Genomic DNA, 19405 nt, shown 5'->3' with positions numbered 1-19405 from the left:
GAAAGGAAAAATAAATGGCTAAAACCAGTTATAGTTTATCACACACCAAATGGATGTGCTCTATCACATCGTCTTCACTCCGAAGTATCGTAGAAAGTCCATCTACTATAAAATTAGACAAGACCTCATCGATATTTTCCGTCATCTATGCCAGTACAAAGGAGTAGAAATTATAGAAGGGCACATGATGCCAGATCACGTTCACATGCTTGTGCTGATACCACCCAAACTAGCGATTTCCGATTTTATGGGATATTTAAAAAGTAAGAGTGCTTTGATGATATTTGATAGACATTCGAATTTAAAGTATAAATACGGAAATCGTAAGTTTTGGGCGAGGGGTTATTACGTCAGTACTATCGGATTAAACGAACAAACCGTAGCGAAGTATATTCGCGAGCAAGAGAAGGACGACATAGCTCTAGATAAGTTGAGCGTTAAAGAATACGAAGATCCCTTTTCAGATGGAGGATTTAGAACACGATAAAAGCCCGTTGTTACGGGCAATAGTCAAGTAATAGAAGCATAACTTGAACAACGTTCAGCGAGCGTCTTTAGACGCTGCTGGAGTTTAACGGCTTATAGCCGGTGTACAAGCCACCAGTTTTCACGGGTGGTTATGACTTCTTTCATTTTATGACTCCTTCGTCTCTATTCAACGTAGATCCCAACAGTATCCACTGTTAATGGAGCCAACTCTCCATCAAAACCTAACTGAGAGATTGCTTCTTGAAGACTGTCAATCTTGTCCTGCGGTGCTAGGACCATAATGGTCGGACCTGCACCGGATAAATAAGTAGCATACGCTCCATATTCGTGCCCGATTTTCTTGATGGCATAAAATTCCTTGACCAAACGTTGCCTAAAGGGTTCGTGAAAAATATCGGATTCCATGGCTTGGCCTGCGGTCGTCAAATCGCCTTTTAACAGTGCTGCTACAAGAACATTTGAAACCGCTGAGGCTGCGACTGCTTTTTTGTGAGACAGTTGATTGGGCAATACCCCTCTGCTATCTGAAGTGCGTAACTCATATTTAGGAATAAAGGCTAAAAAAGCACATTCTGGAAAGTCTGAGACAATAGCTGACACCCTTTTATTGACATAGCTAGCTACCACGAGATTGCCATAAATAGCTGGTGCAACATTATCTGGATGCCCTTCTATCTCTGTAGCCAGTTGCAATTTTTCTGCTTGACTTAACTGAAGATTTCCCAGTTGGTTGGCCAACTCAATCCCAGCCACTATAACAGAACTAGACGATCCTAATCCCCTCGCCAAAGGGATATCGCTCTCCATCTTTAAATGATGAGGTTGCAGGTCTGGCTTGATTTTTAGAGCGGTCTTGATGAGAAGATTGTACTTGTCATCTGGGACATAGGGAAGGTTGTGCTCGATATACCACTCGTCCGCTGGTTTTAAAACCTCAATGGTCAAATAGCGCGACAGGGCCAAACCAATCGAATCAAAACCAGGTCCAAGATTGGCTGACGTTGCAGGAATTCTAATTTTCATCTTATTCCCCCAACACTTTTAAGACATTATAGACTTCGATATCTGAAAGCTCTGCCAGACGTTTTGTCACTTTTTCCAGTTGAGTCTTATCAACGGAGTGGGTGACAATTACGACACGCGCCATCTGGCCATCAGCATCGCTCTGTAAAATTTGCTTGAAGGAAATCTTTTCCGCATTGAAAATTTCTGCCAAACGGAGGATCTGTCCTGGCTGGTCAGGCGTCCCAATCGCAAAATAATAACTGCTCTTGATGTCTTCTGGTTGCGCCAAAACAGCAGCTTGATGGAATTCATTAAAGCCTTTACCGACCGTTTGATCTTTCAAACGACGAGCGATCCGAACGATATCTGCCACAACGGAAGCTGCAGTTGGTTTTTGCCCCGCTCCTGGTCCATAAAACATAGACTCACCAATGCCGATGGATTCCACAAAAACAGCATTCATCACACCATTGACACTAGCTAGAGGGTGGTGCTTTGGCAAGAAAGTCGGAGTCACTTCTGCAGCTAAGCCAGATGGCGTTTCTTCGATAGAAGCCACTAGCTTAATCACATAGCCCAATTCTTGAGCCAACGCCACATCTTCTGGAGCGATATCCCTGATTCCCTTATGGTGGACATCCTCAAAAGCAATGGTCATCCCAAAGGCAAATTGGCTAAGAATCACAGCCTTATATGCTGCATCGATCCCATCCACATCGTTGGTCGGATCTGACTCTGCATAGCCTAATTCCTGAGCCTTGGCAAGAGCATCTGAATAAGACCAACCTTCTGCTACCATTTTGGTCAACATAAAGTTCGAAGTGCCATTCAAGACCCCCAAGACACGAGTAATCTTATCAGAGGTAAAGGAATTGGCCAAGGTTCTCAGAATAGGAATACCGCCGGCCACCGCAGCCTCGTAATAGAGGGCAAGACCATTTTTTTGTGCTATCTCCAAAAGCTCAGGGCCATGGACAGCCAGCAGGTCCTTGTTGGCTGTCACCACATGCTTACCAGCTTCAAGGGCGCGTTTAATAAAGGTCCTGGCAGGCTCAATCCGTCCCATCAGTTCCACAACAATCGCAATATCTGAATCAGATAAAATTTCCTCAACATCGGTGACAAAAGGATAATCATACCCCTTCGCAATCAAGCTGTCTTTTTCTGCCTCGTCCTTGACCAAAACCTTAGCAATCTCAATCGCAGACTGAGCAGTTTGTTCAATTTTTTTTGTATTTTCCTCAAGTAAAAAAGGGACACCACTGGCAACTGTTCCAAATCCCAAGAGGGCAATCTTCACTGACATAAAAACTCCTTAATTCAATTTTACTTATTATATCAGATTTTTCTGAATCTTGATAGCCACAATCCTTACTTTTGTCTAAACCTTCCCTTTTTCTGGCTTTTCCTGTTTAAAAACCTTACAATAGACTAAAAGGAAGGATTCTATATGCGACTTTACAAACTGCTCAACAAGCACCATCTGACCACTAAAAAAGCTGTCAAAGCAGCTCTGAAACAAGGTCTAGTCTCTATTGACGGACAAGTCGTGACTAATCCTCAACTCAATGTCGATCCACAAATCCAAGACATTCAGCTAAACGGAAAAAAGCTAGAAGATTCTAGCCAGGTCTACTATATCTTGCACAAGCCCAAGGGATACGTCACAGCTGTTTCAGACAGCAAACTCCCCACCGTCTTTGACCTACTCCGACCAGAAGATAGAAGAGTGGGCCTTTATCATATTGGCCGTTTAGATGCCTCGACAGAAGGCCTTCTTTTGTTGACGAACAACGGTCCACTGAGCCTGAGACTTCTACACCCTGACCACCACGTTCCAAAAACCTATCTGGTTGAGGTCAATGCTCGATTAGACTGGCGAGCTATTGACCGTTTTAGCCAGGGGATTCGCTTCAGAGATGGAAGTAAATGCAAACCCGCCCTACTGACGCTACTAGAAGACCGACCTGGTTACACAAGAGCACAAGTGACGTTATCCGAAGGAAAGTTCCATCAAGTCAAGAAAATGTTTCTGGCTGTCGGAGCCAAGGTCATCTATCTCAAGCGCTTGCGTTTCGGACCCTTTACCCTCGATGAAACACTCTTACCAGGACAGTATAGACCCTTATCTTCTCAAGAACTAGTGGCTTTAAAACCTTTCTTAGATTAGGAAGTATCTAAAAAATCGTTATCTTGCTATAATAGCTCTTTTACTTCTGAATAGCACTTGTCGTAGCCTCTTTGAAATAAAGCTCAGTCAAGCCAAGCTCTAGACCTTAGCGCTGCTACTGCTGGTTGTTTGCAACACTTATGGGAGAATTGAACAAGCTAGACTTCGTCAAAGGGACAAATTTCGGTTACTATTCTTTGCTCGCCCAACTCTTCCCTTAATCTTTAGAGCCTTCTTATTTTCCTAGTACGAGGATTCAATAAAACAGCAACTGATAAGAGTTAGCTCTAAACCCCATAAAAAGCAACCATTTGGCTGCTTTTTATGGGTTTTAAAATTTCGATCTTAACTCATCTAGAGTAACCAATTAGCGATCACTGCGCTCTTTAATCAAATAAAGGGGTCTTTTTTTGGTTTCCATAAAAACCTTTCCAAGATATTTCCCCAAAATACCCAAGCAAAGCAACTGGATTCCCCCCAAAAGAAGGATAATGGCTATCATTGAGGTCCACCCCTGTACTGCATCACCAAACAGTAGGGTCCGAATCACAATCACCACCGCTAATCCAAATGCCAACAGACAAAAGAGAATGCCAGCATAGGAAGCAAGGCTCAGTGGGATTTCAGAAAAATTGACAATTCCCTCTAAAGAATAGCGAAAAAGACTCCAAAAATTCCAGCTGGTCTTGCCTGCCACACGCTCGACATTTTTGTACGTCAGGTATTCTGTCTTAAACCCCACCCAAGAAAAAATGCCTTTGGAAAAACGGTTATACTCTGTTACTTCTAAAATCGCATCAACCATCTGACGGCGCATTAACCGAAAATCTCGCGCACCATCGACCATCTTAACATTGGAGATATGGTTAATTAAGCGATAGAAAGCATTGGCAAAAAAGGAGCGAATAGGAGGCTCGCCTTCACGTGTTATCCGACGACATCCGACACTGTCAAGACTTGGGTCCTCTGTCAATTTTGCAATCATCTTTAAGAGAAGCTCGGGCGGATCTTGGAGATCAACATCCATAACGGTCACCCATTCACCTTTAGCTTCTCTCAAACCAGCATAAAGCGCCGCTTCCTTCCCGAAGTTACGCGAAAAAGACAGATAGCCTACTTGTGGGTAGACTTGGTGTAGCTGTCTCAGTACCTCTAAAGAGCTATCGCTAGACCCGTCATTGACGAAGATGTAATCAAATTGAAAGTCAGGCCAACACTGTTCTTGGATCGCTTGCATCGCTTCAAAAAACAAAGGAATGGTTTCTTCCTCATTGTAACAAGGGACAATTACTGAAATAGTTTTGTTGTTTTCCATATGACCTTTCCTCTCATTTCGGCAACTTAACTGATTTTAGGCTCGGCCTATTGCTCCAACCCAAGGCTGATAAATATAGGATCTGTGGTAAAAATTGAATCAGGTAGCGTGATTTTCCACCTTCAAAAATTTGCAGGAAGAGCAAGCCACCAAATAAGGACAAGGCCAACCAATGCTTATCCATCTGATCTTGAGGCTTCCAAAAATAAAAGACTAAGCCTAATGAGACACCAACCCAGACGAATTGAATCAAATAGTCATAATATTGGAATTTTGGCTGATCCGTGTAAATCAGGTAGTCTCTAATGAGTTGAGCCAAAGGATTACTCTCTGTCTTACTTGCTAACGGGCTGAGATAGCTGGATTTCTCACGAGAAGCAGATTTGTAAATCCAATTCAAATTGCCCTGACCAGTGGTCAGAAACTGTTTATGAAGGCTATGCGCTAGGAAAGTATCTAGGGAATATTCTCTTAACCGGCGTTTGATCTCTTGAATTTGGTTTTGGTTGTTAAAGAGTCCACTGTTATAGTTGTCTCTCTGATCTTCTGGAAGGTATTGTTTTAGGCCATCTTTCATGTCTTTTTGATCTGTTCCTGAATAGGTCAGCCCTAGATTGACAAACGTCAACCAATTTTTAGCCAAACCTGGATCCGTTTTGATGACGACTTCTGTTTGCTTGGCTTGATAGAGGGCAGTTAGACCAGAGCTCCCTCCCAAAGTCAATACCATCAACCCAAGAACGATAAAAGTCTGCTTCCACTGCTTTCCAACAAGGAAAACCAAGGCAAAGGCTAAGCAGGGAATAAGGATTGTAGGCCTAAAGGCCAATCCAACCCCAGTGACGATTCCAAGAACCAGACTAGGCCATTTGATACCGAGCGATCGTTTTTCATCTAAGAGAGACAAGATCAGGTAACTTTGGACTGCCAAGAAAGGAAGAATCAAGACATCTGTATACATGGCCATAAATTTGGGAGTCATCCCAATCAAGAGGTAATAAGTAAAAAATACCCTATCCGCTATAGTTTGATTCCAAAAGCGCTGAGCACTTTTATAAAATCCCCAACCAGATAAATGAACATAGACCAAATTTAAAAACTGCAACACCCAAATCGTCGCTTCTCCCAAATGTTTGTAAGCAAAACGTTCATAGAGAAAAAGCATCAGATTATTAGGATTGCGCGACAGATAGCTTGAAATTTGCTCATCAGTTATGTGGCCGATAGCTCCATTAAAGACGACTGCAGCATCAGAACGAATCATCATATTCGCTGAAAAGAGGAGCAAAAGCTGGTAGACCAGAGTCATAGCTACTATTTCCTTTTTATGAGCGACAAGCCAGCTGCCCACCGTTCTCAGACTGCCTCTCTTCAGCACCAAAGCCAGTAAGACTATGAGAGGGACAGTTAAAATCCAAGGAATAGATTGGTATTTAGTGTCAAGTTTGTTGAACCACCAAAACGTCGATAGGAGCCATAATATGCTGATAATGAGCATGAAAAAAGACAAAACTTTGAATAGGCTCCGAATCTGTTTTTCAAAAACGGTCATATATTTTCCTCCAGACAACTTCTTATTCTACCAAAAAATTTTTAAATCTACCAATTAGACCCTCACCTCATGCCAAATGTATGACAAAAGACATGCAACACTTTTCGGTCACCCGCCTCTTGTTAGAAATGTTTTTAAGAACACCTTAATCACAGTGGGCATCTTTTCATTTCAGTAGTAAATGGTTAGCCAACACTTTCTCTTAGTAAGAAAAAAGAACCGAGGACCTGCCTCCGTTCTGCATTTTGAAGTATAAGAGATGCCAACTCCTGCTGAAACATTGTCAATCTTGCCAAGTTTCTTGATTGGATTTAAATTTCTCTAGAAGTTCTAAGCCTTTTTGATCAATATACCCCATAGCTTTGGCCTGATGGATTAAATGACTATAGGTCGTGAGTGTCACCAAAGGGAGGTTTACTCCCTCAAAAGCTTGACTAGCTTTAGCTAGCTCATAGGTAAAAATAGCCACTACTCCAAGGACTTCTGCGCCTTCTTTTTGGGCTGCCGCCACAGCTTCCAAGACAGAGTCACCGGTTGAAATTAAATCCTCAACGACAACCATCTTCTGTCCCTTTTGAATGCGTCCTTCTACCTGATTACCCGCACCATGAGTCTTGGGCTTACTTCTGATGTAAGCAAAAGGCAATGCCATCTTGTCCGCTATAAGCGCCCCGTGAGGAATACCTGCTGTCGCCGTACCCGCAATCACTTCTACCTCAGGGAAATACCCCTGTATTTTAGCAACAAAACCTTCCGCAATAGCGTTACGAACATTCGGATAAGCCAGAGTCACCCGATTATCTGTATAGATAGGAGATTGGATCCCCGAAGCCCATCTAAAGGGAGCGTTTGGTCTGAGGTAGACTGCTTCAATTTCTAGCAAATGTGAAGCGATTTGAGTTGCCAATGTCATAAGATTCTCCTTTGCTTTTTAGTAGTCTTTCATTTATAGGGCATTCCAAGCAGTATACACAGCATAATAGGCTCTAAGGGGATCATCCGCTTGGGTAATCGGTCGGCCAATCACCATATAATCTGAACCAATGCTCCGAGCTTCATCTGGCGTGACGACCCGTTTTTGATCACCTTTGCTCGAGCCGATAGGCCGAATACCTGGCGTCAAACAGAGAAAATCTTCGCCCAGCAAAGACTTGATTCCTTTAACTTCTTGGGCAGAACACACCACACCATCAAGGCCAGCTATTGCGGTTTGCTGAGCGTAATGAGTAACCGATTCAACTAAGCTGGTCTGGATATTCTGATCTGCCCGCATCTGTTCTTCAGAGGTTGAGGTCAATTGCGTAACAGCTAGCAATTTAGGCCCAAAGCCCAATCCTTCACGCGCTGCCTTCATCATCTCAACCCCACCAGCAGCATGAACATTGGTCATATCCACCCCTAATTCTGCAAGAGCAGCCATGGCTGATTTCACTGTATTGGGGATGTCGTGTAGTTTCAAATCCAAAAAAACACTATGACCCAGATTTTTTACAAGACGAATAATGTCAGGCCCTGAACTGTAATAGAGTTCCATGCCGATTTTCACAAAGAGCTTTTCCTCAGCTGGAAAAAGTTTTAAAAACTGTTTCACTGCCTCAGCATTTGGAAAATCAAGGGCGATAATAGGACGCTTTTCTCGCATCATATCAAATCCTTTCTAGCTATAAAAAAATACCCCGCTAGGAGGCAGGGTACAGAGAAATAGGCAAACAATTGCCCTAGTTATCTGATTCCTTCTCAGCCTCTCTGGACCAACTTAAAGGTTAATAGCCTAACTCTACCATTTTCAACAGCATTTTGTCAAGTTAAAAAGGAATTTTGTGAACAACTTAGGCATTTAAAAGTTCTCCTGGAATTTTGGTAACCTGAAACATAATTTGAACAGGTAAAAACTCTTCATGGTCATCGTTTGTCACCCGCTTTTCCAATAATAGTGGTGCATCATCTTCTTAAATAGACAGCAATATCGCACTGTTGGCAGAGATATCCGAGGTGTTCTTTTGACATTTGTGCATCTATGGCAATAATAGCATTAATTCCCCTAGTTCTTTCTTTGCTTGGTATCATCATCCTGTTTTGCATTTTCTGATAACAACCATTTCTTGATGCGTTGGTTAGACCATTTTATCACTTTTAGCAGGAGCTCCCTATTACAAATCTTCCAAAATATGATAGAATAGGGCTATGAGAATACAACAACTACAGTACGTTATCAAAATTGTCGAAACAGGCTCTATGAATGAGGCCGCCAAGCAACTCTTCATCACCCAGCCCAGCCTATCAAATGCTGTCCGCGATTTAGAAAATGAGATGGGAATTGAGATTTTTCATCGTAATCCTAAGGGCATTACTTTGACCAAGGACGGGATGGAATTCTTAGCATATGCCCGCCAGGTTGTCGAACAAGCTGACCTTTTGCTGGAACGCTACAAGAGTCCTGGCACTCAACGGGAATTGTTTAGTGTGAGTTCCCAACACTATGCTTTTGTCGTTAATGCGTTTGTCAGCCTCTTGAAAAAAAGCGATATGACCCAGTATGAACTCTTCTTACGCGAGACCAGGACTTGGGAAATCATTGATGATGTCAAAAACTTTCGCAGCGAGATTGGTGTCCTTTTTCTCAACTCATACAACCGTGATGTCCTAACCAAGATGCTGGAGGATAGTCATCTAGCCTACACTACTCTTTTTATGGCTAAGCCCCACATCTTCGTGAGCAAGAGCAATCCATTAGCTAGTCGTGAGCAGGTCAGTCTCCAAGATTTAGAAGATTTTCCTTATCTCAGCTATGATCAAGGGATTCACAACTCCTTCTATTTTTCAGAAGAAATTATGTCAACTGAGCATCATAAAAAATCCATTGTTGTGTCTGACCGCGCCACACTCTTTAATCTCTTGATAGGTCTGGATGGCTACACCATTGCAACAGGTATCTTAAACAGCAACCTCAACGGTGACAATATTGTTTCTATTCCTCTGGATTTGGACGACCCGATTGAGCTAATCTATATCAAGCACCAAAAGGCTAATCTATCTAAAATGGGGGAACGCTTCATCGATTATTTGCTTGAAGAAGTCAAATTCAACTGATTTATGGACTGCCTCAGGGAGTGATATCCAAGAGTATAAACTCACTTGTTCCTGCAATCATCCTTCTGTCTTCCTATGGCTTACTGAGCTCTGATTGACTAGAGCTGTCAGACCACTCAAAAATCCCGTCTCAAAAGAAAGAGACGGGATTTTCTTAAGCCTTGCGGCCCGTATTTAAAAAGAAAGTCATCATAGGCTGGGCCAGCCAGATTACTAAAACACAAGCCAAGGTTTCCCCAAACCAGGACAAGCCGTTAACAGAGAGGGAATAAAGGACAGCGCTCTGGCCTTCAGGGGCATATTGTCCCCAAAAGACAAAGCCTGCGATAAAGTGGATAATATAACGCGCAGTCGTTCCTACCAATACGCCGATCAAGCTATAGGCCAAGATCTGACCCGAGGCCTTCTGAGCCCGCGCCTTATCCACCCAAGGCTTGGCTAAACCAGCCAAACCAATCACAGTAAAGGCTATAAAATACTCCAGAAATCCTTGCAGAGGACTTAAAATACCGCTTGCTGCTTCTCCCGTCACGACCTTTAAAAGGCCCCATAAGAAACCAGCTGACATTCCTGCGCCAACTCCCCGACGGAAAGCCACTATGAAGATTGGAATCATCTTAAAAGAAAATGAAATCCACGGTCCTAATTGCATCGGCTCTGTGAAAATATCCAAGACCATAGCCAAAGTAGCAAAAATAGCGACTTCAGCTAAAAGTTGAATACGATTTTTAGACATCAAAAAACCTCCTGTAAACCCATTCTTATAGTAGCCTTATCAGCTACTAGTTGAAACACAGTCTTGTGTGACTATGTCTCGCCAACATTGCCACAATCAAAACTGCAGAAGGTTTCAGAAGGTCAAATTCTGTGCTTCTGCCACATCCCTACGCAAGTCCTAACTTGATCAGGTGATAAGAGTTTAGGCGAACGGCCATTCTCAGCAAACTGCTCCTCTTGTGACGATTCTATTGTACTACAGATTGACGCTTTTCACAAGCTTTTTGCTTAAGCGTTTACAAGTCTCTTCAATGCCTTTTCTGATTTAACCTCAGTTTCCTCGCTTTCTAAAGAAATAATAACCTAATAAACCAGTAACAAGCACTACTCCTAGAATAAGCGCAACAGAAGGTTTAGATGCTGACTTAGATGTCTCTTTAGCAGCTGTCTGAACGTGTTCTTCTTTTTTAGTTTCCTCTTTTGGAAGCTTGGCCATCATTTCTTCTTCTAGAGTTCCCATCTTATTAAATAGTTCCTCAGACCGCTTCAAGCTGTCTTCTGTTACTTCCTGACTAGCTTCCTCAGCAGAAAGATTAGCTGTCGCATAATGTTTGTCCTGTTCTGCTTGATGCGTAATCATTCCCTCTTCCAATCCTTGGAAGTACTTCAACGTCTCTGTGCCAAACAGCTCTGGGTGATCCATCGTCATCTCATCAATGTGTTTAGCCACCCAATACCAAGAGGTTTTATCATATTCTAAAGTTTGTGGATGGAAGGCCTTGTAAGTCTCAGTGATGTTGCCATAGAATGGAATATAAGGGGTATTTCTTGAAGTCCCCAGATTCAACCATACGATACCGCCAAATTCTTTTGGCAATTCTGGCTTGATCTGGTAGATATGGGCATCAATGACATTCTCGTTTCCGAGAGGATACTTATAGACTGCCTCTTCTTTGGCATCACCACTACCGCGGCGTCCTTTTTCGTTGCGTGGCAGTAGATCATTTGGTTTAAATTCTGGCAGATGCTCAAACCGATTGCGCTGAATAGCCATAGCATCCTTGATAGAAAATTTCTTATTAGGGTCAGACGGTGTTCTGAGTAAATCAAAAGTCTCATCGTCATAAGTCACATCCGCATCTGGGTCTAATAACTTGATCCCAGCATAGACCCTTGAACGGTCTCCTTCGGCGTAATTTTCAGGTCCATATGACTTGGCAATGTGGAATTTACCCCCAACCTCTTTATAAGAACCTGCTTCCTTGGCGACTTTTTCAACGTCCTTAGAAGCGATAACATTCTCCTTGTCAGTCAGATCAACATGGCCTAGGAAATAAGTATTAGGAAAGACAGCATACTTGTCCTCTGGGAATTTAATAGCCACATACTGATGCCCAGACAAAATTTCCATATACCAGAGTTCATTCTGGTCAGCAATCATGATGATATTTCCTTCAGCAGAACCCTTTTCATCAATGACTTTGGCAACATATTCGATCCCTTCGCGGGCGGTCTTCACTCGAGGGAGTATCAGAGAAGTCATGATAGCTTCTGCCAAACCATTTTTGACTAGAGGGTCTACGGATAATACTTTTTCATTAGGAATAGCAGTGACGGTTGCTGACATGGATACGCCATGTTCGTTAAACCCGTGGGCATCAAAAATGCCTTCACCCGTTCCCCGACTAGCGTCAGGTGCAGAAATGTATTTGTATTCTTGAGCTTGTCTTGGATAAGTAAAACCGTTTGACTCATCTTCAATCCTATCGTTTTCGGAATAAGTTTGTGCTGGCGTTACAATAAAGTTCTTGTTATGGTAACCAGTCACCACTTCTCCGTCCATCTCAACAGGGAACGGGTAATCTTCTGTCCGTCCGTACAAGGTCGATCCATCCTCTGTCAAGCCTTTCCCGATGATAAAGGCTGAACAAGCTTCTACTGTGAGTCCTTGAAAAGCTAATAACAGTGTTAGACTGAGACAAAGTCCTTTTTGGAGTTTCTTTTTCATCATTTCATCATCCTTTCTATAACGTTTGAATTGACTACAGCTGCCCTATGGAGAACCTTTAGGATAAGTTAGCATGTCCCTCCTCCTCTCTCAAAAGTGATTCTTCCTTATAAATATGATATCGCTTTCACAAAATAACTTTCTATAATCAATCACACTTTACTTGTTATAAAAACCACAAAATCATCTACTTTTTTTATTTTTATCTATTTAATGGACTTTTTTCGTTTTTTATAAGATATGAGAGATCTTTAAATAGATTATATACAAAAAAAGTTAGAGAAATTTTCTCTAACTTTTTTGCACTTTTTTGATCCTGCGTTTGCGGTCAGCATAACTATACATGGAAAACCCTTCTCCTAAAACTTGGTGAACGTCTGAAACAGTTACAAAGGCAACAGGGTCAATCTGATTAACCAATTTTTGCAGATGAATAATCTGATTGTTGTTCACCACGACATAGAGGATCCTTTTTTCTAACTGAGAATAATACCCATGAGCATGAAAGACTGTGATTCCTCGGTCAATTGTTGAGGCAATTTCTGAAGCAATTTGCTCATGATGATCGGAAATAATTAGGACAGACTTCCTTGGATTGAGACCTTCGGTCATATATTGCAAGGTTCTTCCTAAAATAAAAACCATGATCAAGGTGACAATCAACCGTTCTAAACCGATAATATAAGTTGAGGACGAAAGGATGATCAAATCACACAACATGAGGCCACCAGCAAAGCTGATACCTAGGTATTTCCGCATCATCATGGCAATAATATCTGTCCCAGCGGATGTCCCATTTCCTCTCAAAATAAAGCTCAGTCCGATACCTGCTAAAACTCCTCCCGCAGCAGCAGTTACGAGGATATTATCGGAATAAAAGACGGGTGTTTTGAGATTATTCATAAACAGGCTAAGCATAGTCATGGCATAGATTGTAAATAACAGAGTCTTCTTTTCCAAAAAACGCCAACCTAAAACCAACAAAATTGAATTGATGATAAAATTCATGGTCCCAATTTTCATTTTAAAGATGTAATAAAGCAGGATCGAGAGACCAGTCACACCACCGCTCCCAAAGTCATTAGGGACGATAAAGCTATTTACTGCAACAGCATATAAGGCTGCACCGATGGTTATAAATAAAATCGAGACCAAAAACTCCGCCAGAGTCAGATCAAATTCATGTTTTAGTTTAGCAATCATAAATTATCAATCATCCTTTCACAGGATAACATTATACCATACGGAAGGCTATTTAAGGAAATAGAAGAGTTGTTTCACAAAAAAATTGAAGGAATTCCTTTTATTTTTCTGGAATCCTTCAATCTGGTATGCCGACCATAACTGACTATTTTTTACTCAGGATAGATAGGACAGAATCACTCAAGTGATACTTTCGAAACAATTCCTGATTAAGGTGATCAAAATAGAAGGGGCCGCTATACGCGATGCCAGTTAGTCTAGCTAATTCTACTAACTTTTTCAGAAAAGTTTGAGAAGAGAAATTGGTAGTCTGTTTTAAAGCTTCCTCATCAAATGGTCGGATCAAATGAGCTAAGGGATTGCGGACAGAACGTTCCAGCTCTCGAAGAGTCACCACTGCATCCTTAATGGGATTTGAAAAATCCAGAAGCAAAATCAACTCCGCTAAACTATTTGATGTGACAGCAGGCCCTGTTTTAAAATGGCGTAAGACAGGATTGGAAGATTTGGCTAACACCTCTTTCTTCCAAACATCGTAACGGTCGTCCTTATTATCCAAAATATAGGTCTTTATCTCTGGGATTTTGGAGGACAAAAGGCGCATAAACAGACGATAAATGACCGGTGAAACGGCTCTGATAAAATCAATGATCTGTCCCTTTTTTAGCTTAGCTTCAAGATCCAAAAGATAATTGGCGATCTGCTCCTCATCAGCTCCCTGATTCATCACTTGAGCGCTTTTTAAAGCAGGCTCAATATTGAGTTCTAGCCTTTCCTTCAAGATATAAAGGTCATCCAACAATTCCTTTGGCACCTAATGGATTTTATTGGCAAATTGATAGGCAATATCATACTCATAGAGGTGAACCAAGAGAGCCAGCGTGTTTTTTTCACTGATATTCATCAACCAATCAAGGTTTCAAGACCTACCTTCATCATATCAGTGAAGGTGTTTTGGCGCTCCTCAGCAGTGGTATCTTCATCCGGATGTACCAAACTATCCGAAATGGTCATAATACCAAGCGCCTGCACTTTGTGTTGAGCAGCCAAATAGTAAAGAGCTGCCGCTTCCATCTCGATGGCTTTAACACCAAGCTCACCCAATTTCATGTTGCGTTCAGGCATGTTTGAGTAGAACACATCAGAAGACAAAACAGAGCCCACATGAGTTGTCAACCCCATGTTTTTGGCAATGTGATAGGCCTTATCCAACAAGTCAAAGTCCGCAATTTGTGGGAAATCATATTCTGGGAAATCGTTGCGAATGATGTTGGAATTGGTCGCTGCAGCTTGTGCTAAGACCAATTCACGGACATGGACATTCGGGTCAATGGAGCCTGCTGTTCCCACACGAATCAGTTTTTTCACGCCGTAGTCGACAATGAGCTCACGCGCATAGATGGAGATAGAAGGCATCCCCATCCCTGTCCCCATGACAGAGACACGGTGCCCCTTGTAAGTTCCTGTATAGCCAAACATATTGCGGACTTCGTTGAAGCAAACTGCATCTTCAAGGAAGTTTTCTGCGATGAATTTGGCACGGAGAGGATCTCCTGGAAGTAAAATCTTATCGGCGATGTCGCCTGGTTTTGCTGAAATATGGATACTCATATAAATTCCTTTCTAGGTATCATTTTATAATTTTATTTTTTTATCAGTTCAATTTGAACAGGTTTCTGAATTTCGATAAACCAACCCTCTGGGATATTAATATCTTTGGTTTCATCAACTTCCAATAATACATCTTACAACTCCGCTAAAATAGCTTTAACAAGTCCTTTGAAATCTTCTTTGATGCGTGTGGTCACTTCGACCACTTCTTCGTGGTTCAGTTCTTCTTGGAAACCAGCGGCATGGTTGGTAATACATGAAATACCAAGCACTTTAAGACCTGAATGGGCAGCGATGATGACTTCTGGAACAGTTGACATGCCGACAGCATCAGCTCCTAATGTCTTGAAGGCACGAATTTCAGCAGGTGTCTCATAAGTTGGACCTGAGCAACCAAGGTAGACCCCTTCACTGAGTTGAATACCAAGCTTCTCAGCAACTTCATAAGCAACCTGACGGTATTGTGGCGTGTAGGCCTTCGACATATCTGGGAAGCGTGGCCCAAATTCATCTAAGTTTTCACCAATCAAAGGATTGGTGCCAGTCATATTGATGTGGTCGTTGATGAGCATCAATGTCCCAGGACCAAACCCAATACCACCTGCCGCATTGGTAACTACGACACTATGACAGCCCAAAGCCTTCATGACACGCACTGGGAAAGTCACCACTTCCATCGGATTGCCCTCATAGAAATGGAAACGCCCCTGAAGCGCTAATACTTTGCGTCCAGCCAAGTCACCGTAGACCAGCTTGCCTGCGTGACCAACGACATGCGACTGCCCCCAGTTGGGAATATCTGCATAGTCAAGGACGATGCTGTTTTCGATTTCGTCTGCCAATTCTCCTAAGCCTGAGCCTAAAATCAAGCCAAACTCTGGTGCTGTGATTCCTTTAGCTTGCAAAAAATCACGCGTTTCATAAATTTTTTCTAATAATGTCATAAATTTTCCTTTCTCTCTTTACAATAATGTTTCTACAAGTTCAATCGGGCGACAAAGTTTTGCCCCTTTTTCAGTAACCACAATCGGACGGTTGAGCAAGGCAGGTGCTGTTGCAATAGCTGCAATCAACTCTTTATCCGATAACTTCTCATCTGACAATCCCTGTTCCTGATAGGCAGGAACATCTGTTCGCATCACCTCTCGAGGAGAAACAGCTAATTTCGCAAGCAAGTCTTGCAATTCCTGCTCTGTGAGTGGCTGTTCGAGGTAGGAAACTACTTCCACCTCTACATCCTGCTTCGTCAGCCATTCTAGCACTGCACGAGACTTGCTACAATATGGATTGTGATAAATAGTCGCTTGCATACGCTTCTCCTGTCTATTTAGTCAAAAATGTTACAATTTTCTCTACTGTATTGCCATTCCTGATGGTCATCTGACCGTAAAAATCTTCCTTGATCAGTTGCTTGTGATAAGCTGTTTTGAGATATTCCTTCTCCGAATTTTTCCCCCAATAAATCCCAAGTCGTCCAAAGTAAACCTGCTCATCCCCTAGTGAAAAAGTTTTGATTCTTTCCACTACAGGAAGTGAATCTAGCCCCTCTGTATAAAAGAGGACATCCTTACGAGCGAGATCCTCCTGCCACCAGTCAGGAAGATCAACAATTTCTTTTAAAAAATCCGATTTCTCTATCAATGAAAAATGCTGGATAAAAGGATAAGCTTGCTCAAAATACGTTCTCAAATATTGACAGACTTCTTGACGAGGCCGGTCTGATCGAAAGAATAGATTACCACTATTGATATAGGTGCTCACATTCTGAAACCCAAGAGCGACAATCCCTGCTCGCCATTCACTCATGACGACCTTATTCTTACCACCGACATTGATGCCTCTGACCAAAAGTACGTAAGTTTTCATTCTACACCAATTTATCCAAGAAGCTTTCTCCAATCATGGCCTTGTCCACGTCGAAGTTGTCAGCGATGGTTGCAGAGATGTCGGCAAAATGCCCTTGTGGGATGACACCGTTGCCTTTGAAAGCAGGGCTATAGGCCAAGAGTGGGATATACTCACGGGTATGGTCTGTCCCTGCATAGGTTGGATCATTGCCATGGTCAGCTGTAATTAACAGTAAATCATTTTCACGCATGGCTGCGATGATTTCTGGTAGACGTCCATCAAATTCATGGAGACAATCACGGTAACCGTGGGCATTGCGGCGATGACCATACAGAGCATCAAAATCGACCAAGTTAGTAAAGGAGAAGCCTTTCTCAAACTCAGGCAAGCCCATGGTATTGATTAAGGTATCCACACCGTGGTTGTTGTCCTTATTGTGTCCCATGTCATTGGTGATGCCTGAACCATTGAAAATATCGTTGATTTTCCCAACGGAATAAGTCGGCACGCCTGCGGCTGCAAGCTTGTTCAAAACCGTATCTTCAAATGGCGATACCGCATAGTCATGGCGGTTAGCCGTACGGGTAAAGTTGCCCGGAGTCCCCACATAAGGACGAGCGATAATCCGACCAAGCAATGCAGGACGCTCCAGCGTAATGGAACGTGCATACTCACAGATGCGGTAGAGCTCCTCCAGCGGAATGATGTCCTCATGCGCCGCAATTTGTAGCACAGGGTCAGCTGACGTGTAGATAATCAGCTCGCCTGTCTCCATCTGACGCGGTCCAAAATCATCAATAACCGCTGTTCCAGAATATGGCTTGTTGGCTTCACGAATGACCTTGCGACCTGAAAATTCTTCGATCTTGGTCAGAATTTCCTCAGGGAAGCCATCCCAGAAGGTATCAAACGGTTCGGTAATGTTGAGCCCCATGATTTCCCAGTGACCGGTCATGGTATCTTTACCGAGTGAGACTTCTTCGAGTTTTGTCACATAACCTGTTGGATTACTTTCGGCTGGAACTGTTTGAAGTGCCTGTGGACGAGGGATATTCCCCAGACCAATTTTTGCCATGTTAGGCACATCTAGCCCCACTGTTTTGGAAATATGCCCCAGCGTATCAGACGCGCCATCTGGCACACCGGCATTGACAAAGTTATTGGCATCGGGTTGCGCCCCAATTCCTACTGAGTCTAAAACAATTAAATGAATACGGTCAAATGTTGACATTCTTTCTCCTAATCTAGGGTGGTTACGGTTGGCACCCAAAACCTATAATTTTTTGACAAATTTAAACATCCAAAGTGCGAACACCCTCTGCCCCACCGACAATCACCTTGTTGACCATTCCGTTAAACAAACCGTGTTCAACGACGCCGACCGTCGCATCCAATTCTTGAGCCAGTACCTTTGGATTTTCGATCTTTTTCAAGTCAAGATCAATAATAAAATTTTGCATATCCGTCACAAAGCGCTTCCCATCTTTTTCACGGAAAGTCGGTTGATAGCCTTTGGCTTTAAAGTGACGAAAGAGGTTTTCAGCACCATACTGGACGACTTCGACGGGAAGCTTAAAGGCACCTAACTGTTGAACCATCTTACTCTCATCCACAATCCAGATGTATTCTTTGGTATATGTCGCTACTACCTTCTCCATGAGAAGTGCGCCGCCACCCCCCTTAATGCCGTTGAAAGATGGATCTATTTCATCCGCCCCATCGACTGTCAAATCAACCGAGATTACCTCATCAATCCCTTTAAGAGGGATGCCTAGCCTAGTTGCTTGAGTACTGGTCACACTGGATGTCGTCACTGCTGTGATTTGTAACCCTTCCTCCTTAACCCTGCGCCCCAGCTCTTCAACAAAATAATAGGCTGTAGATCCTGTTCCTAGGCCAACAATCATACCGCTTTTGACATATTTCGCTGCTTCAATGCCGACTAATTCTTTAAAAGCTGTCATTTCAACCTCCGTCTTTGATATATTTAGCATTATATCATTTTTTCCGAACTTTTGACAGCGCTAACTATTATCTATCCAATCTGGAGATTTAGACTTCGTTTTAAGGAATCAGTGAGCTTTATCTTACTTTTCTTTAAGAGAGCTCTCCCCTGAAAAAACTTTCAAAAGCCATCTCATAATCATGACCACCCGTCAAACGGGTGGTTTGAATAAGGGCTATAAGCCCACATCACCAGCCAGCGCCTAAAGACGCTGGCTTTCACTTTGTTCAAGCCTAACCGCTTTTGACTCGTCACTCGCCTCTTTAAGAGGCGTTAGTATTACTTGCCATTATCCCTAAAGGGATCTTCGTATTCTTTCACACTCAAGAATCAAGTGCGATGTCATGTTAATTCGCCTTCTTATTTCTAAGCTCATGAAGAAATCATCCACT

General features: G+C 42.6%; 18 protein-coding genes, 2 pseudogenes and 1 riboswitch. Of the genes and pseudogenes, 3 read left to right on the top strand and 17 right to left on the bottom strand.

Annotation, left to right across the window (positions count from 1 at the left end; all coding sequences use genetic code 11):
• Positions 1–14: 14 nt before the first annotated feature.
• A pseudogene (gene tnpA / locus HF992_RS06535) lies at positions 15–487 on the top strand (IS200/IS605 family transposase).
• Between the two features lie 164 nt (positions 488–651).
• On the opposite strand, the gene thrB reads toward tnpA, so the two are convergent.
• Positions 652–1512 (bottom strand): homoserine kinase, encoded by an 861-nt coding sequence (gene thrB, locus HF992_RS06530; protein WP_168549251.1) that lies wholly within the window; start codon positions 1510–1512, stop codon positions 652–654.
• 1 nt (position 1513) lies between these two features.
• Positions 1514–2800 carry a homoserine dehydrogenase gene (locus HF992_RS06525; RefSeq protein WP_168549250.1) on the bottom strand — a complete coding sequence of 429 codons (1287 nt, stop codon included), beginning with the start codon at positions 2798–2800 and terminating at the stop codon, positions 1514–1516.
• A 144-nt stretch (positions 2801–2944) separates the two neighbouring features.
• Here HF992_RS06525 and HF992_RS06520 point away from each other — a divergent pair, with 144 nt between their 5' ends.
• Entirely contained in the window at positions 2945–3664 is a 720-nt protein-coding gene (locus HF992_RS06520; protein ID WP_168549249.1) for a pseudouridine synthase, read from the top strand.
• A 367-nt stretch (positions 3665–4031) separates the two neighbouring features.
• On the opposite strand, the gene HF992_RS06515 is transcribed toward HF992_RS06520, so the two are convergent.
• From HF992_RS06515 to pyrF, 4 genes are all read right to left on the bottom strand, one after another.
• Positions 4032–4979: a glycosyltransferase family 2 protein gene (locus tag HF992_RS06515; RefSeq protein WP_168549248.1), complete on the bottom strand. Its 948-nt coding sequence runs from the start codon at positions 4977–4979 to the stop codon at positions 4032–4034.
• A 13-nt stretch (positions 4980–4992) separates the two neighbouring features.
• On the bottom strand, positions 4993–6288 hold the full coding sequence (locus HF992_RS06510; protein ID WP_343032960.1) for a glycosyltransferase family protein: 1296 nt from the start codon (positions 6286–6288) through the stop codon (positions 4993–4995).
• Between the two features lie 526 nt (positions 6289–6814).
• Positions 6815–7444 carry an orotate phosphoribosyltransferase gene (pyrE, locus tag HF992_RS06505; RefSeq protein WP_168549246.1) on the bottom strand — a complete coding sequence of 210 codons (630 nt, stop codon included), beginning with the start codon at positions 7442–7444 and terminating at the stop codon, positions 6815–6817.
• A 33-nt stretch (positions 7445–7477) separates the two neighbouring features.
• Entirely contained in the window at positions 7478–8173 is a 696-nt protein-coding gene (gene pyrF / locus HF992_RS06500; RefSeq protein ID WP_168549304.1) for an orotidine-5'-phosphate decarboxylase, read from the bottom strand.
• 542 nt (positions 8174–8715) lie between these two features.
• Between pyrF and HF992_RS06495 the strand changes: the two genes are divergently transcribed.
• Positions 8716–9621, top strand: a complete 906-nt coding sequence (locus HF992_RS06495; RefSeq protein WP_168549245.1) for a LysR family transcriptional regulator — start codon at positions 8716–8718, stop codon at positions 9619–9621.
• Positions 9622–9775: 154 nt separating this feature from the next.
• On the opposite strand, the gene thiT is transcribed toward HF992_RS06495, so the two are convergent.
• The 11 genes and pseudogenes from thiT to HF992_RS06440 all read right to left on the bottom strand — a co-directional run.
• Positions 9776–10357 (bottom strand): energy-coupled thiamine transporter ThiT, encoded by a 582-nt coding sequence (thiT, locus tag HF992_RS06490; RefSeq protein WP_168549244.1) that lies wholly within the window; start codon positions 10355–10357, stop codon positions 9776–9778.
• A 128-nt stretch (positions 10358–10485) separates the two neighbouring features.
• Positions 10486–10586: riboswitch (TPP riboswitch) on the bottom strand.
• 83 nt (positions 10587–10669) lie between these two features.
• Positions 10670–12346: a C69 family dipeptidase gene (locus tag HF992_RS06485; protein WP_168549303.1), complete on the bottom strand. Its 1677-nt coding sequence runs from the start codon at positions 12344–12346 to the stop codon at positions 10670–10672.
• Between the two features lie 291 nt (positions 12347–12637).
• The gene (locus HF992_RS06480; RefSeq protein WP_210729435.1) at positions 12638–13549 is read right to left on the bottom strand and encodes a YitT family protein; all 912 of its coding nucleotides are present in this window, start codon (positions 13547–13549) and stop codon (positions 12638–12640) included.
• 145 nt (positions 13550–13694) lie between these two features.
• A complete protein-coding gene (locus HF992_RS06475; protein WP_343032959.1) occupies positions 13695–14363 on the bottom strand; it encodes a hypothetical protein in 669 nt (222 codons plus the stop codon).
• Between the two features lie 89 nt (positions 14364–14452).
• A complete protein-coding gene (gene deoD / locus HF992_RS06470; protein WP_168549243.1) occupies positions 14453–15160 on the bottom strand; it encodes a purine-nucleoside phosphorylase in 708 nt (235 codons plus the stop codon).
• A gap of 134 nt (positions 15161–15294) precedes the next feature.
• Positions 15295–16104: a purine-nucleoside phosphorylase gene (locus tag HF992_RS06465; RefSeq protein ID WP_168549242.1), complete on the bottom strand. Its 810-nt coding sequence runs from the start codon at positions 16102–16104 to the stop codon at positions 15295–15297.
• An 18-nt stretch (positions 16105–16122) separates the two neighbouring features.
• A complete protein-coding gene (gene arsC, locus HF992_RS06460) occupies positions 16123–16470 on the bottom strand; it encodes an arsenate reductase (glutaredoxin) (protein WP_168549241.1) in 348 nt (115 codons plus the stop codon).
• Positions 16471–16483: 13 nt separating this feature from the next.
• On the bottom strand, positions 16484–17026 hold the full coding sequence (locus HF992_RS06455) for a DUF1697 domain-containing protein (protein WP_168549240.1): 543 nt from the start codon (positions 17024–17026) through the stop codon (positions 16484–16486).
• 1 nt (position 17027) lies between these two features.
• On the bottom strand, positions 17028–18239 hold the full coding sequence (locus HF992_RS06450) for a phosphopentomutase (RefSeq protein WP_168549239.1): 1212 nt from the start codon (positions 18237–18239) through the stop codon (positions 17028–17030).
• 61 nt (positions 18240–18300) lie between these two features.
• On the bottom strand, positions 18301–18972 hold the full coding sequence (rpiA, locus tag HF992_RS06445) for a ribose-5-phosphate isomerase RpiA (protein WP_168549238.1): 672 nt from the start codon (positions 18970–18972) through the stop codon (positions 18301–18303).
• A gap of 320 nt (positions 18973–19292) precedes the next feature.
• A pseudogene (locus HF992_RS06440) lies at positions 19293–19360 on the bottom strand (IS200/IS605 family transposase); the annotation flags it as partial.
• Positions 19361–19405 lie beyond the last annotated feature (45 nt).

The sequence above is a fragment of the Streptococcus ovuberis genome (assembly GCF_012396585.1).
Classification (GTDB): domain Bacteria; phylum Bacillota; class Bacilli; order Lactobacillales; family Streptococcaceae; genus Streptococcus; species Streptococcus ovuberis.
The sequence above is the reverse complement of the archived record's forward strand: the minus strand, read 5'-3'. Positions and strand labels throughout refer to the sequence as shown.